We start from the raw sequence: 12,255 nt of genomic DNA, 5'->3' as shown, positions 1-12,255 counted from the left end.
TTCCGCTAGACTTTCCGGCCCTGCTAGACGAACCCCATCATGCGCGTTGCTGACTTTACCTTCGAGCTTCCTGATTCGCTGATCGCCCGCCACCCGTTGGCCGAGCGTCGCGGTAGTCGCCTGCTGACCCTTGATGGGCCGAGCGGCGCCCTTGCACACCGTCAATTCACTGATTTGCTTGAGCATTTGCGCCCGGGCGATTTGATGGTATTCAACAATACCCGGGTGATTCCGGCGCGGTTGTTCGGGCAGAAAGCCTCGGGCGGCAAGCTGGAAATCCTCATCGAACGCGTGCTCGATTCGCACCGCGTGCTGGCCCATGTGCGCTCCAGCAAGTCGCCGAAGCCGGGTTCGAAGATCCTCATCGACGGCGGTGGCGAAGCCGAGATGCTCGCGCGTCACGATGCGCTGTTCGAGCTGGGCTTTGCTGAAGAAGTGCTGCCGCTGCTCGATCGCGTCGGGCACATGCCGTTGCCTCCTTATATAGACCGCCCGGACGAAGGTTCGGATCGCGAGCGCTATCAGACCGTGTACGCCCAGCGCCTGGGTGCGGTAGCGGCGCCGACGGCGGGGCTGCATTTCGATCAGCCGCTGATGGAGGCGATTGCCGCCAAGGGCGTCGAGACCGCGTTCGTCACGCTGCACGTCGGTGCGGGGACGTTCCAGCCGGTGCGCGTCGACAAGATCGAAGATCACCACATGCACAGTGAGTGGCTGGAAGTCGGCCAGGACGTGGTCGACGCCGTTGCCGCGTGCCGTGAGCGTGGCGGGCGGGTGATTGCCGTGGGCACCACCAGCGTGCGTTCGCTGGAAAGTGCCGCGCGCGATGGCGTGCTCAAGCCGTTCAGTGGCGACACCGACATCTTTATCTATCCGGGCCGGCCGTTCCATGTGGTCGACGCCCTGGTCACAAACTTCCATTTGCCGGAATCCACGCTGTTGATGCTGGTTTCGGCGTTCGCCGGTTATCCCGAAACCATGGCCGCCTATAAAGCCGCCGTCGACAACGGCTACCGCTTTTTCAGCTACGGTGATGCGATGTTCATCACCCGTAATCCCGCCCCGACTGCCCCTGAAAACACAGGCCCAGAGGAAACAGAATGAGTCGCGAATGTCGCATGTCCTTTGAACTGCTTGCCACCGATGGCAAGGCTCGTCGTGGTCGGCTGACCTTTCCGCGTGGCACCGTCGAGACCCCGGCGTTCATGCCGGTGGGCACCTACGGCACGGTCAAAGGCATGTTGCCGCGTGACATCGTCGCCACTGGCGCGGAAATCATTCTGGGCAACACCTTCCACCTGTGGCTGCGTCCGGGCACCGAGGTGATCAAGGAGCACGGCGACCTGCACGACTTCATGCAGTGGAAAGGCCCGATCCTTACCGACTCCGGCGGCTTCCAGGTGTTCAGCCTGGGCGCGATGCGCAAGATCAAGGAGGAGGGCGTGACCTTCGCCTCCCCGGTTGACGGCTCGAAAGTGTTCATGGGCCCGGAAGAATCGATGCAGGTGCAACGCGATCTCGGTTCCGACATCGTGATGATCTTCGACGAATGCACGCCGTACCCGGCTGACGAAGATGTCGCTCGCGTTTCGATGGAGCTGTCGCTGCGTTGGGCCCAGCGCTCGAAAAACGCGCATGGCGACAACACCGCAGCGCTGTTCGGCATCGTTCAGGGCGGCATGCACCAGGATCTGCGCATGCGCTCGCTGGAAGGCCTCGACAAGATCGGCTTCGATGGCCTGGCCATTGGCGGTCTGTCGGTGGGCGAGCCGAAGCACGAGATGATCAAGGTGCTGGATTATCTGCCGGGCATGATGCCGGCTGACAAACCTCGTTACCTTATGGGCGTTGGCAAACCGGAAGATCTGGTTGAGGGTGTGCGCCGCGGTGTGGACATGTTCGATTGCGTGATGCCAACCCGTAATGCCCGCAATGGGCATCTGTTCATTGATACAGGCGTGCTGAAGATCCGTAACGCGTTCCATCGCCATGATGATTCGCCGCTGGATCCGACCTGCGATTGCTATACCTGCCAGAACTTCTCCCGCGCTTATCTGCATCACCTGGACAAGTGCGGCGAAATGCTCGGCAGCATGCTCAATACCATCCATAACTTGCGCCATTATCAGGTGCTGATGGCTGGTTTGCGCGAGGCTATTCAACAGGGTACATTGGCCGCCTTTGTCGATGCCTTCTACGCCAAACGCGGGCTCCCCGTTCCGCCTTTGGACTGAGTTTTCTGACCCCAAGATTCAACATTTGCAACTGGAGTGCTAAATGAGCTTTTTTATCTCTAACGCCATGGCTGACGCAGCTGCACCGGCTGCTGCAGGCCCAATGGGCGGCGGCTTCGAGTGGATTTTCCTGGTCGGCTTCCTGGTCATCTTCTACCTGATGATCTGGCGTCCACAGGCCAAGCGCGCCAAAGAGCAGAAGAACCTGCTGAGCAGCCTTGCGAAGGGTGACGAAGTGGTCACCACCGGCGGCATCGCCGGCAAGATCACCAAAGTGGCCGATGACTTCGTGGTTCTGGAAGTTTCCGACACCGTGGAAATGAAGTTCCAGAAGGGCGCCATCGCCGCCACGCTGCCAAAAGGCACGCTGAAAGCGATCTAAGGTTCCAACTTCTACTCAATCGACGGGGCGCGCAAGGCGCCCCGCGTTCATAACGGGCGGCGTGATGCTGAACAAATATCCTCTGTGGAAATACATTCTGATCCTGGCGGTGCTGGCGGTCGGTCTGATTTATTCCGCTCCCAATCTATACCCTGATGACCCGGCCATTCAGATCAGCGGCGCCAGCACGGCACTGCAGGTCAATCAGGCCGATCTGGATCGCGTCAGCACCGCGCTGCGTGAGTCCGGGATCAACGTCAAGGCAGCTTCGCTGGCCGCCAACGGCAAGGGCGGTCTGATCCGTCTGACCAAGGCTGAAGACCAGCTGCCGGCCAAAGATGTTGTGCGCAAGGCATTGGGTGATGACTACGTCGTCGCACTGAACCTGGCACAGACCACCCCGCAATGGCTGCGCAACCTCGGCGCGCACCCGATGAAGCTGGGTCTGGACTTGTCCGGTGGTGTGCACTTCCTGCTGGAAGTGGACATGGACAAAGCCCTCGACGCCCGCCTGAAAGTCTACGAAGGCGACGTCAAGAGTCTGCTGCGTAAAGAGAAGCTGCGCTATCGCAGTCTGCCGCAACTGGGCGGCGCCATTCAGTTGGGCTTCAGCGATGCTGACTCCCGCGAACAGGCCCGTGCGCTGATCCGCAAGAACTTCAACGATTTCGACATTGTTCCGGCCGACCTCAACGGTCAACCGGTGCTGCGTCTGGCGATGACCCCGGCCAAGCTGGCGGAAATCCGTGAATACTCCATCAAGCAGAACTTGACCACGGTACGTAACCGCGTCAACGAGCTGGGTGTTGCCGAACCGATCGTTCAGCGTCAGGGCGCCAACCGCATCGTGGTTGAGCTGCCGGGCGTGCAGGACACTGCCGAAGCCAAGCGTATTCTCGGCAAGACGGCCAACCTTGAGTTCCGTCTGGCTGCAGAGCCGGGTGCTTCGAAAGCCACTTCCGAGACCTTCGAGTTCCGTGAAGGCAAGCGTCCTCCTGCGCAGATCGAGCGTGGCCTGATCATCACCGGTGACCAGGTGACCGATGCCAAGGCCGGTTTCGGCGAGCACGGCACACCTGAAGTGAACATCCGTCTGGACGGTCACGGTGGCGAGCTGATGAGCCGCGCGACCCGTTCGAACGTCGGCCGCAGCATGGCGGTGATCTTCATCGAACAGCGTCCGGTGACCACCTACGTTAAGCAGGTTGTTGATGGCGTCGAGAAAGACGTGCCGGTGCAGACCTTCAAGGAAGAGAAGAAGATCATCAGCCTGGCGACCATTCAGTCGCCGCTGGGCGCGCAGTTCCGCATCACCGGCCTGAACGGCCAGGGTGAATCGTCCGAGCTGGCGCTGCTGCTGCGTGCCGGTGGTCTGGCCGCGCCGATGTACTTCGCTGAAGAGCGCACAATCGGTCCGAGCCTGGGTGCTGACAACATCACCAAAGGTATTGATGCATCGCTGTGGGGCATGCTGTTCGTCTCGCTGTTCATCATCGCCATCTACCGCTTCTTCGGTTTGATCGCCACGGTCGCGCTGGCGGTGAACATGGTGCTGCTGCTGGCGCTGATGTCGCTGCTGGGTGCAACGCTGACCCTGCCGGGTATCGCCGGTATCGTCCTGACCATGGGTATGGCGGTCGACGCCAACGTGCTGATCTTCTCGCGGATCCGTGAAGAGATCGCAGCCGGCATGACCGTGCAGCGTGCAATCAACGAAGGCTTCGGCCGGGCTTTCACCGCGATTCTCGACGCCAACCTGACCACTCTGCTGGTTGGCGGCATCCTCTTCGCCATGGGCACCGGCCCGGTGAAGGGCTTCGCAGTGACCATGTCCCTCGGGATCTTTACCTCGATGTTCACGGCCATCATGGTGACCCGCGCAATGGTCAACCTGATCTTCGGCGGACGTGACTTCAAGAAGTTGTGGATTTAAGGGGCTGCCATGTTACGTACAATCAACTTCATGGGCGTTCGCAACTTCGCGTTCGGCGTCACAGTGTTTCTCACGTTGCTGGCTATTTTCAGCGTCGTCCACAAGGGCATGAACTGGGGCCTGGACTTCACCGGCGGTACGCTCATCGAGCTGACCTACGAGCGTCCGGCCGACGTCACCAAAGTGCGTGAAGAGCTGGTGACTTCCGGTTACCACGAAGCCATCGTGCAGAGCTTTGGTGCAACCACTGACCTGCTGGTGCGCATGCCGGGTGAAGACCCGCAGTTGGGTCACCAGGTGGCCGAGGCTTTGCAGAAAGTCGGCGGCGACAACCCGGCGACGGTCAAGCGTGTCGAGTTCGTCGGCCCGCAGGTCGGTGAAGAGCTGCGCGACCAGGGCGGCCTCGGCATGCTGCTGGCGCTCGGCGGCATCCTGATCTACCTGGCTTTCCGCTTTCAGTGGAAATTCGCGGTCGGCGCCATCGTTTCGCTGATTCACGACGTGATCGTGACTGTCGGTATCCTGTCGTTCTTCCAGATCACCTTCGACCTGACGGTGCTGGCGGCGGTACTGGCGATCATCGGTTACTCGCTGAACGACACCATCGTGGTGTTCGACCGGGTTCGTGAGAACTTCCGTGTGCTGCGCAAGGCTTCGCTGATCGAGAACATCAACATCTCGACCACTCAGACCCTGCTGCGGACTATGGCAACGTCGATCTCCACCTTGCTGGCGATCGCTGCGCTGCTGTTCTTCGGTGGCGACAACCTGTTCGGTTTCTCCATTGCCCTGTTCATCGGTGTTCTGGCGGGTACCTACTCGTCGATCTACATCGCGAACGTGGTGCTGATCTGGCTGAACCTGAGCACCGAGGATCTGATTCCTCCGGCCAACACCGAGAAGGAAGTCGACGACCGTCCATAACGGCCATCGTTTCTCCGGCTGTCAGCCCGAAAAAGGCGCGAGTTGAACTCGCGCCTTTTTTTATGCTCCAAGGCTGGGAGAAGCGCGGGCGCGTCCCGTATGTGATGGTCAGGAGGTTCATGTGAACAAGTCGTTGCTGGTTGGTGCGGTATTGGGTGCTGTCGGTGTGACTGCCGGGGGTGCTGTTGCCACCTACAGCCTGGTTAAAAGCGGCCCTGAGTATGCGCAAGTGCTGGCCGTTGAGCCGGTCAAAACACAGATCAAGACTCCACGTGAAGTGTGCAAGGATGTTGCTGTAACCCGCCAGGCGCCGGTCAAGGATCAACACCAGATCCTCGGTACCGCGATTGGTGCGGTAGCGGGTGGTTTGCTGGGTAACCAGATCGGCGGCGGTACCGGCAAGAAGATTGCCACGGTCGCTGGCGCGGTCGGTGGCGGTTATGCCGGTAACAAGGTGCAGGAAGGCATGCAGAACCGCGATACCTACACCACCACCCAGACTCGCTGTAACACCGTGAATGACATCAGCGACAAGGTTGTCGGTTACGACGTGCGTTATTCGCTGGATGGCAAGGAAGGCAAAGTGCGGATGGACCGTGATCCGGGCAACCAGATTCCGGTGGACAAGGAAGGTAAGTTGATTCTGTCGCAGAATCAGCCGGCTCAATAACCGTCTGATCGTTTAAAAAAGAGCACCCTGCGGGGTGCTTTTTTGTGCCTGCCATTCAAGCCTCACCACAAAGACCCTGTGGGAGCGGGCTTGCTCGCGAATGCGGTCTACCATCCAGAATTAATGTTGGCTGACGCGCCGCCTTCGCGAGTAAGCCCGCTCCCACAGTGGATTCGAGTGGAGGCTGAAATCGCAGGCATAAAAAAAGCACCCCGAAGGGTGCTTTTTGCTTTTCGCGGGAAGCTTAACGCTTCAGCGAAGCCGGCAGGTGCGGCTGGATCGCCGTCAGGACTGCCTTGAAGCATTTGGTGTTGCCGGCAACGATGTGGCCTTTCTCAAGGAAATCGTGACCGCCGGTGAAGTCGCTCACCAGGCCGCCAGCTTCTTGAATCAGCAGGGCGCCGGCAGCCATGTCCCACTCGGACAGGCCCGACTCCCAGAACGCGTCGAAACGACCGGCAGCCACGTAGGCCAGGTCCAGGCTGGCGGAGCCGGCGCGGCGGATGCCGGCAGTCTGGCCAACCAGGGCGCGGAACATGCCCAGGTAGTTGTCGAGGTTGTCCATCTGGTCGTCACGGAACGGGAAGCCAGTACCCAGCAGAGCGCCGTCGAGGCTGGTGCGACCGCTGACGCGCAGACGACGACCGTTCAGTTGAGCGCCGCGACCACGGCTGGCGGTGAATTCTTCCTGGCGAACCGGGTCCAGAACCACAGCGTGTTCCAGGCGACCACGGTATTTGCAGGCAATGCTGACGGCAAAGTGAGGAATGCCACGCAGGAAGTTGGTGGTGCCGTCCAGTGGATCGATGATCCACAGGTACTCTTCGCCTTCGATGCCGTTACCGACATGCATGCCGGTCTCTTCACCCTGGATCGAGTGATTCGGGTAAGCCTTGCGCAGAGCATCGATGATTTTCTGTTCGGCGGCGCGATCGACCTCGGATACATAATCCTTGGCGTCTTTTTCGTCGACCTTGATGGTATCCAGGCGCTCGATGGAGCGGAAGATCAGTTCACTGGCGCTGCGGGCGGCGCGCAGCGCGATATTCAGCATGGGCTGCATGGATGTGTCACCTAAGGTTGTTAAAGAAAGCCGCGCATTCTATCAGAACTTTTCTTCAGGTGAAGGTCGCTGTTCGCTTTCATAGCTTAACGGTAGGCTGTTCTGTAAGATTTGCACCCCTTTCCTGTGTCCGAGAGCGCCTCCCTTGCTGCAGAACATTCGTGTCGTCCTGGTCAATACCAGCCACCCCGGCAACATCGGCGGGGCCGCGCGCGCCATGAAAAACATGGGTCTGTCGCGGCTGGTGCTGGTCGAACCGCGGTTGTTTCCGCACCACGAAGCCGATGCGCGTGCTTCCGGTGCCGGTGACATTCTTGAAAACGCCCAAGTCGTCGCCACTCTGGAAGACGCTTTGGTCGGCTGCAATCTGGTGCTCGGCACCAGCGCCCGTGACCGGCGCATTCCCTGGCCGCTGCTCGATCCCCGCGAATGCGGGAGCAAAGTGGTCGAGGAAGCGGGGCAGGGCGCACAAATCGCGTTGGTGTTCGGTCGTGAAGACTCCGGCCTGACCAACGAGGAGCTGCAGCGATGTCACTTTCACGTGCACATCCCCTCCGATCCTGAGTTCAGCTCGTTGAACCTCGGGGCGGCGGTGCAGGTGTTGAGCTACGAAGTGCGCATGGCCTGGCTGGCCGCTCAAGGGCAGCCGACCAAGATCGAGAAAGAAGAAGTGGCCTCGGTGAAAAGCGCCGAACTCGCGACCATGGATGAGCTGGAGCGCTTTTACGAGCATCTGGAGCAGACGCTGGTCGCCATCGAATTTCTTGATCCGGAAAAGCCACGGCACTTGATGGCGCGCCTGCGCCGATTGTACGGACGCAGCTCGGTCAGCCGGGCGGAAATGAATATTTTGCGTGGCATCCTCACGGAAACCCAAAAAGCGGCCCGTGGTGAGCTTCTTAAGCGGAAGGACTGAATGATGTTTGAGCGTTTGCGTGAAGATATCCAGAGCGTATTCCATCGAGACCCGGCGGCGCGTAACGCTTTTGAAGTCCTGACCTGCTACCCCGGTATGCACGCGATCTGGATTCATCGGTTGGCCGGGATGCTGTGGCGCAACGAGCTGAAATGGCTGGCGCGACTGGTGTCGAACTTCGGTCGTTGGTTGACCGGGATCGAGATTCATCCGGGTGCCAAAGTTGGTCGGCGCTTTTTCATTGACCACGGCATGGGCATCGTCATTGGTGAAACCGCCGAGATTGGCGATGACGTGACCATTTATCAGGGCGTAACCCTCGGCGGCACCAGTTGGAACAAGGGTAAGCGCCACCCGACGCTGGGTGATGGGGTTGTCGTGGGTGCTGGTGCCAAAGTGCTCGGGCCATTCACGGTGGGGGCTGGCGCGAAAGTCGGCTCCAACGCCGTAGTGACCAAGGAAGTGCCGCCGGGCGCTACAGTAGTGGGGATTCCGGGGCGGATCATCGTCAAAACCGATGAAGAGCAGGACGCCAAGCGCAAGGCGATGGCCGAGAAGATTGGTTTCGACGCCTATGGCGTCAGCGAAGACATGCCCGACCCGGTGGCTCGTGCCATCGGTCAGTTGCTCGATCACCTGCAAGCGGTGGACGGGCGGCTGGAGGGGATGTGCGGCGCGCTGAAGGATCTGGGCAGTAATTACTGTGCGAAAGATCTGCCTGAGCTGCGCGAAGAAGATTTCGCTTGCGTGAAGGGCAAGGATCAGAGCCAGGCCAGCTAAACCGGGGCGCTGTGTTTCGCGAGCAAGCCCGCTCCCACATTGGAATGCATCCCCCCTGTGGGAGCGGGCTTGCTCGCGAAGAACGATAACGCGGTACCGCTGGCTGTACGCCGCCAGCCTTTGCTATGATGCGCGCGCTCTTTTGCGGGTAAACCCGACTAAAGCACTAGGTCTTATAGTTGACTTAAATGCTCGGGAATTGCATACTCCCGCCCATTCCGAACTCCGTGGTAATTGTCCATGCGACTGACTACAAAAGGCCGATACGCCGTGACCGCCATGCTTGACCTGGCGTTGCACGCGCAGCACGGGCCGGTGTCCCTGGCCGATATCTCCGAGCGCCAAGGCATCTCCCTGTCCTATCTCGAACAGCTTTTCGCCAAGCTGCGCCGCAGTAACCTGGTTTCCAGTGTTCGCGGTCCAGGCGGTGGTTACCAGCTGTCGCGCGACATGCAGGGCATCCAGGTGGCTCAGGTGATCGATGCGGTCAACGAATCGGTCGATGCTACAAAGTGCCAGGGCCAGGGCGACTGCCATTCCGGCGACACCTGCCTGACTCATCACCTGTGGTGCGACCTGAGCCTGCAGATTCACGAATTTCTCAGCGGTATCAGCTTGGCCGACCTCGTAACTCGCCGTGAGGTGCAGGAAGTGGCCCAGCGTCAGGATCAGCGTCGTTGCAATGGCAAGGCGCCGCGCCTGGACAAGATTGAAGCGTCCGCCGTCGAATGACAGCCAAAGAGCTAGCGGCACGCCAGCCAGCCTGATTTAGGAGATAGTCCATGAAATTGCCGATTTACCTTGATTACTCTGCGACCACCCCGGTCGATCCGCGCGTTGCGCAAAAGATGAGTGAATGCCTGCTGGTCGACGGAAACTTCGGTAACCCGGCGTCCCGTTCCCACGTGTTCGGCTGGAAAGCTGAAGAGTCCGTCGAAAACGCCCGTCGTCAGGTGGCCGACCTGGTCAACGCCGACCCGCGTGAAATCGTCTGGACGTCCGGCGCCACCGAATCCGACAACCTGGCGATCAAGGGTGCGGCGCATTTCTATGGTTCCAAAGGCAAGCACCTGATCACCAGCAAGATCGAACACAAGGCCGTTCTCGACACCATGCGCCAACTGGAGCGTGAAGGTTTCGAAGTGACCTACCTCGAGCCGACCGAAGACGGTCTGATCACCCCGGCGATGATCGAAGCGGCACTGCGCGAAGACACCATTCTGGTGTCGGTGATGCACGTGAACAACGAGATCGGCACCATCAACGACATCGCTGCCATCGGCGAACTGACCCGCTCCAAGGGCGTTCTGCTGCATGTTGACGCGGCTCAGTCCACTGGCAAGGTCGACATTGACCTGCAGAAGCTGAAAGTCGACATGATGTCGTTCTCCGCCCACAAAACCTACGGCCCTAAAGGCATCGGCGCGCTGTACGTCAGCCGCAAGCCGCGTGTGCGCATCGAAGCGACCATGCACGGTGGCGGTCACGAACGTGGCATGCGTTCCGGCACCTTGGCGACCCACCAGATCGTCGGCATGGGCGAAGCGTTCCGTGTAGCCAAGGAAGACATGGCTGCCGAAAACGTGCGCATCAAAGCCCTGAGCGACCGCTTCTACAAGCAGGTCGAGCATCTGGAAGAGCTGTACGTCAACGGCAGCCTGACCGCCCGCGTTCCGCACAACCTGAACCTGAGCTTCAACTACGTTGAAGGCGAGTCGCTGATCATGGCGCTCAAGGATCTGGCGGTATCGTCCGGTTCGGCCTGCACCTCGGCGTCCCTGGAGCCTTCGTACGTTCTGCGCGCCCTCGGCCGCAACGACGAACTGGCACACAGCTCGATCCGTTTCACCTTCGGCCGTTTCACCACCGAAGAAGAAATCGACTACGCCGCGCAGAAAGTCTGCGAGGCCGTTACCAAGCTGCGCGCTCTGTCGCCGCTGTGGGACATGTACAAAGACGGTGTCGACATTTCGAAAATCGAGTGGGCGGCACACTGATTTCAAGTCGCCGCGAACCGGCCCTGCGACCCCAGGTTGCAGGGCTTAAAGAGCGACTCTCTGATGAGTGAGGATTAAGCACCATGGCTTACAGCGAAAAGGTCATCGACCACTACGAAAACCCGCGCAACGTCGGCAAGATGAACGCGGAAGACCCGGATGTCGGCACCGGCATGGTCGGCGCTCCGGCGTGCGGCGACGTGATGCGTCTGCAGATCAAGGTCAACGATCAAGGCGTTATCGAAGACGCCAAGTTCAAGACCTATGGCTGCGGTTCGGCAATCGCTTCCAGCTCCCTGGCCACCGAGTGGATGAAGGGCAAGACGCTGGACGAAGCCGAGACCATCAAGAACACTCAGCTGGCCGAAGAACTGGCTCTGCCGCCAGTGAAAATCCACTGCTCGGTACTCGCTGAAGACGCTATCAAAGCGGCTGTTCGCGACTACAAGCAGAAGAAAGGCTTGATCTAAGCATTGCGCGACGAGTAAGGAGTCAACGATGGCTATCAGCATGACAGAAGCGGCTGCTCGACACGTGCGACGCTCCCTCGACGGGCGCGGCAAAGGTGAAGGGATTCGTCTGGGTGTTCGCACCACGGGCTGTTCCGGCCTTGCCTACGTGCTGGAGTTTGTCGACGAGGTGGTTGCCGAGGATCAGGTGTTCGAAAGTCACGGCGAGAAAGTGATCATCGACCCGAAAAGCCTGGCTTACCTGGACGGCACCGAGCTCGATTTCGTCAAGGAAGGGTTGAACGAAGGCTTCAAGTTCAACAACCCCAACGTACGCGGTGAATGTGGCTGCGGCGAAAGCTTCAACATCTGAGGCTTGTCGTGGGTATTCCTTGTCATTTCGCTTTATTCGAGCTGCAACCGAGCTTTCGCCTGGATCTCGAGCAGTTGGCCACGCGCTACCGTGAGTTGGCGCGCGGTGTTCATCCTGACCGCTTTGCCGACGCTTCCGAGCGCGAGCAGCGCTCAGCGCTCGAGCAGTCTGCGCGGCTTAACGACGCGTATCAGACGCTCAAGAGTCCTGCCCAGCGTGCACGCTACCTGCTGACCATCAGCGGGCATGAAGTGCCGATGGAAGTCACGGTCCATGATCCCGAGTTTCTTTTGCAGCAGATGCAATGGCGCGAAGAGCTCGAAGACCTCCAGGACAGCGCCGATCTCGACGGTGTCGCGGTATTCAAGCGTCGCCTGAAGGTGGCTCAGGAACAGTTGAACGAAAGCTTCGCAGCCTGTTGGGATGATGCGGCGCAACGCGAACAGGCCGAACGCCTGATGCGGCGCATGCAGTTCCTCGACAAGCTCACCTACGAAGTGCGCCAGTTAGAAGAGCGCCTCGACGATTAACCCA

The 12,255-nt window shown here is 59.8% G+C and carries 14 protein-coding genes; 13 read left to right on the top strand and 1 reads right to left on the bottom strand.

The annotated features are described in order from the left end of the window. Nucleotides 1–39: 39 nt before the first annotated feature. The 6 genes from queA to E3Z29_RS25945 all read left to right on the top strand — a co-directional run bounded on the left by queA (nt 40) and on the right by E3Z29_RS25945 (nt 6,143). Complete coding sequence (gene queA, locus E3Z29_RS25970) at nt 40–1,104, top strand: tRNA preQ1(34) S-adenosylmethionine ribosyltransferase-isomerase QueA (protein ID WP_134787277.1); 1,065 nt, start codon at nt 40–42, stop codon at nt 1,102–1,104. Nucleotides 1,105–1,118: 14 nt separating this feature from the next. After that, a complete protein-coding gene (gene tgt, locus E3Z29_RS25965; protein ID WP_161794909.1) occupies nt 1,119–2,234 on the top strand; it encodes a tRNA guanosine(34) transglycosylase Tgt in 1,116 nt (371 codons plus the stop codon). Between the two features lie 43 nt (nt 2,235–2,277). Beyond that, a complete protein-coding gene (yajC, locus tag E3Z29_RS25960; protein WP_003227923.1) occupies nt 2,278–2,616 on the top strand; it encodes a preprotein translocase subunit YajC in 339 nt (112 codons plus the stop codon). A gap of 64 nt (nt 2,617–2,680) precedes the next feature. After that, complete coding sequence (gene secD, locus E3Z29_RS25955; RefSeq protein ID WP_003227922.1) at nt 2,681–4,549, top strand: protein translocase subunit SecD; 1,869 nt, start codon at nt 2,681–2,683, stop codon at nt 4,547–4,549. Between the two features lie 9 nt (nt 4,550–4,558). Beyond that, nucleotides 4,559–5,473, top strand: a complete 915-nt coding sequence (gene secF, locus E3Z29_RS25950; RefSeq protein WP_003227920.1) for a protein translocase subunit SecF — start codon at nt 4,559–4,561, stop codon at nt 5,471–5,473. 121 nt (nt 5,474–5,594) lie between these two features. Then, nucleotides 5,595–6,143 (top strand): glycine zipper 2TM domain-containing protein, encoded by a 549-nt coding sequence (locus tag E3Z29_RS25945; RefSeq protein ID WP_027612139.1) that lies wholly within the window; start codon nt 5,595–5,597, stop codon nt 6,141–6,143. 244 nt (nt 6,144–6,387) lie between these two features. Here the strand turns inward: E3Z29_RS25945 and suhB are convergent, their stop codons facing one another. Beyond that, a complete protein-coding gene (gene suhB, locus E3Z29_RS25940; protein WP_003227916.1) occupies nt 6,388–7,206 on the bottom strand; it encodes an inositol-phosphate phosphatase in 819 nt (272 codons plus the stop codon). A 145-nt stretch (nt 7,207–7,351) separates the two neighbouring features. On the opposite strand from suhB, the gene trmJ reads away from it, so the two are divergent. The 7 genes from trmJ to hscB all read left to right on the top strand — a co-directional run bounded on the left by trmJ (nt 7,352) and on the right by hscB (nt 12,251). Beyond that, nucleotides 7,352–8,122, top strand: a complete 771-nt coding sequence (trmJ, locus tag E3Z29_RS25935; RefSeq protein ID WP_027612138.1) for a tRNA (cytosine(32)/uridine(32)-2'-O)-methyltransferase TrmJ — start codon at nt 7,352–7,354, stop codon at nt 8,120–8,122. Nucleotides 8,123–8,125: 3 nt separating this feature from the next. Beyond that, entirely contained in the window at nt 8,126–8,902 is a 777-nt protein-coding gene (gene cysE, locus E3Z29_RS25930) for a serine O-acetyltransferase (RefSeq protein WP_003227913.1), read from the top strand. 240 nt (nt 8,903–9,142) lie between these two features. After that, nucleotides 9,143–9,634: a Fe-S cluster assembly transcriptional regulator IscR gene (gene iscR, locus E3Z29_RS25925; RefSeq protein WP_007956690.1), complete on the top strand. Its 492-nt coding sequence runs from the start codon at nt 9,143–9,145 to the stop codon at nt 9,632–9,634. A 50-nt stretch (nt 9,635–9,684) separates the two neighbouring features. Continuing rightward, nucleotides 9,685–10,899, top strand: coding sequence for an IscS subfamily cysteine desulfurase (locus tag E3Z29_RS25920; protein WP_007964423.1), 1,215 nt, complete (start codon nt 9,685–9,687; stop codon nt 10,897–10,899). 83 nt (nt 10,900–10,982) lie between these two features. Continuing rightward, nucleotides 10,983–11,369, top strand: coding sequence for a Fe-S cluster assembly scaffold IscU (iscU, locus tag E3Z29_RS25915; protein WP_003227907.1), 387 nt, complete (start codon nt 10,983–10,985; stop codon nt 11,367–11,369). Nucleotides 11,370–11,397: 28 nt separating this feature from the next. After that, nucleotides 11,398–11,721 (top strand): iron-sulfur cluster assembly protein IscA, encoded by a 324-nt coding sequence (gene iscA, locus E3Z29_RS25910; protein ID WP_003227904.1) that lies wholly within the window; start codon nt 11,398–11,400, stop codon nt 11,719–11,721. Between the two features lie 8 nt (nt 11,722–11,729). After that, entirely contained in the window at nt 11,730–12,251 is a 522-nt protein-coding gene (gene hscB / locus E3Z29_RS25905) for a co-chaperone HscB (protein WP_003227901.1), read from the top strand. Nucleotides 12,252–12,255 lie beyond the last annotated feature (4 nt).

The organism is Pseudomonas sp. S150 (assembly GCF_004526365.1).
GTDB classification, from domain to species: domain Bacteria; phylum Pseudomonadota; class Gammaproteobacteria; order Pseudomonadales; family Pseudomonadaceae; genus Aquipseudomonas; species Aquipseudomonas putida_A.
The sequence above is the reverse complement of the archived record's forward strand: the minus strand, read 5'-3'. Positions and strand labels throughout refer to the sequence as shown.

What these genes read in the sequence shown, in the direction of transcription:
- queA (WP_134787277.1), top strand. Translation starts at nt 40, where the DNA reads ATGCGCGTTGCTGACTTTACCTTCGAGCTTCCTGATTCGCTGATCGCC.
- tgt (WP_161794909.1), top strand. Translation starts at nt 1,119, where the DNA reads ATGTCCTTTGAACTGCTTGCCACCGATGGCAAGGCTCGTCGTGGTCGG.
- yajC (WP_003227923.1), top strand. Translation starts at nt 2,278, where the DNA reads ATGAGCTTTTTTATCTCTAACGCCATGGCTGACGCAGCTGCACCGGCT.
- secD (WP_003227922.1), top strand. Translation starts at nt 2,681, where the DNA reads ATGCTGAACAAATATCCTCTGTGGAAATACATTCTGATCCTGGCGGTG.
- secF (WP_003227920.1), top strand. Translation starts at nt 4,559, where the DNA reads ATGTTACGTACAATCAACTTCATGGGCGTTCGCAACTTCGCGTTCGGC.
- suhB (WP_003227916.1), bottom strand. Translation starts at nt 7,206, where the DNA reads ATGCAGCCCATGCTGAATATCGCGCTGCGCGCCGCCCGCAGCGCCAGT.
- cysE (WP_003227913.1), top strand. Translation starts at nt 8,126, where the DNA reads ATGTTTGAGCGTTTGCGTGAAGATATCCAGAGCGTATTCCATCGAGAC.
- iscR (WP_007956690.1), top strand. Translation starts at nt 9,143, where the DNA reads ATGCGACTGACTACAAAAGGCCGATACGCCGTGACCGCCATGCTTGAC.
- E3Z29_RS25920 (WP_007964423.1), top strand. Translation starts at nt 9,685, where the DNA reads ATGAAATTGCCGATTTACCTTGATTACTCTGCGACCACCCCGGTCGAT.
- iscU (WP_003227907.1), top strand. Translation starts at nt 10,983, where the DNA reads ATGGCTTACAGCGAAAAGGTCATCGACCACTACGAAAACCCGCGCAAC.
- iscA (WP_003227904.1), top strand. Translation starts at nt 11,398, where the DNA reads ATGGCTATCAGCATGACAGAAGCGGCTGCTCGACACGTGCGACGCTCC.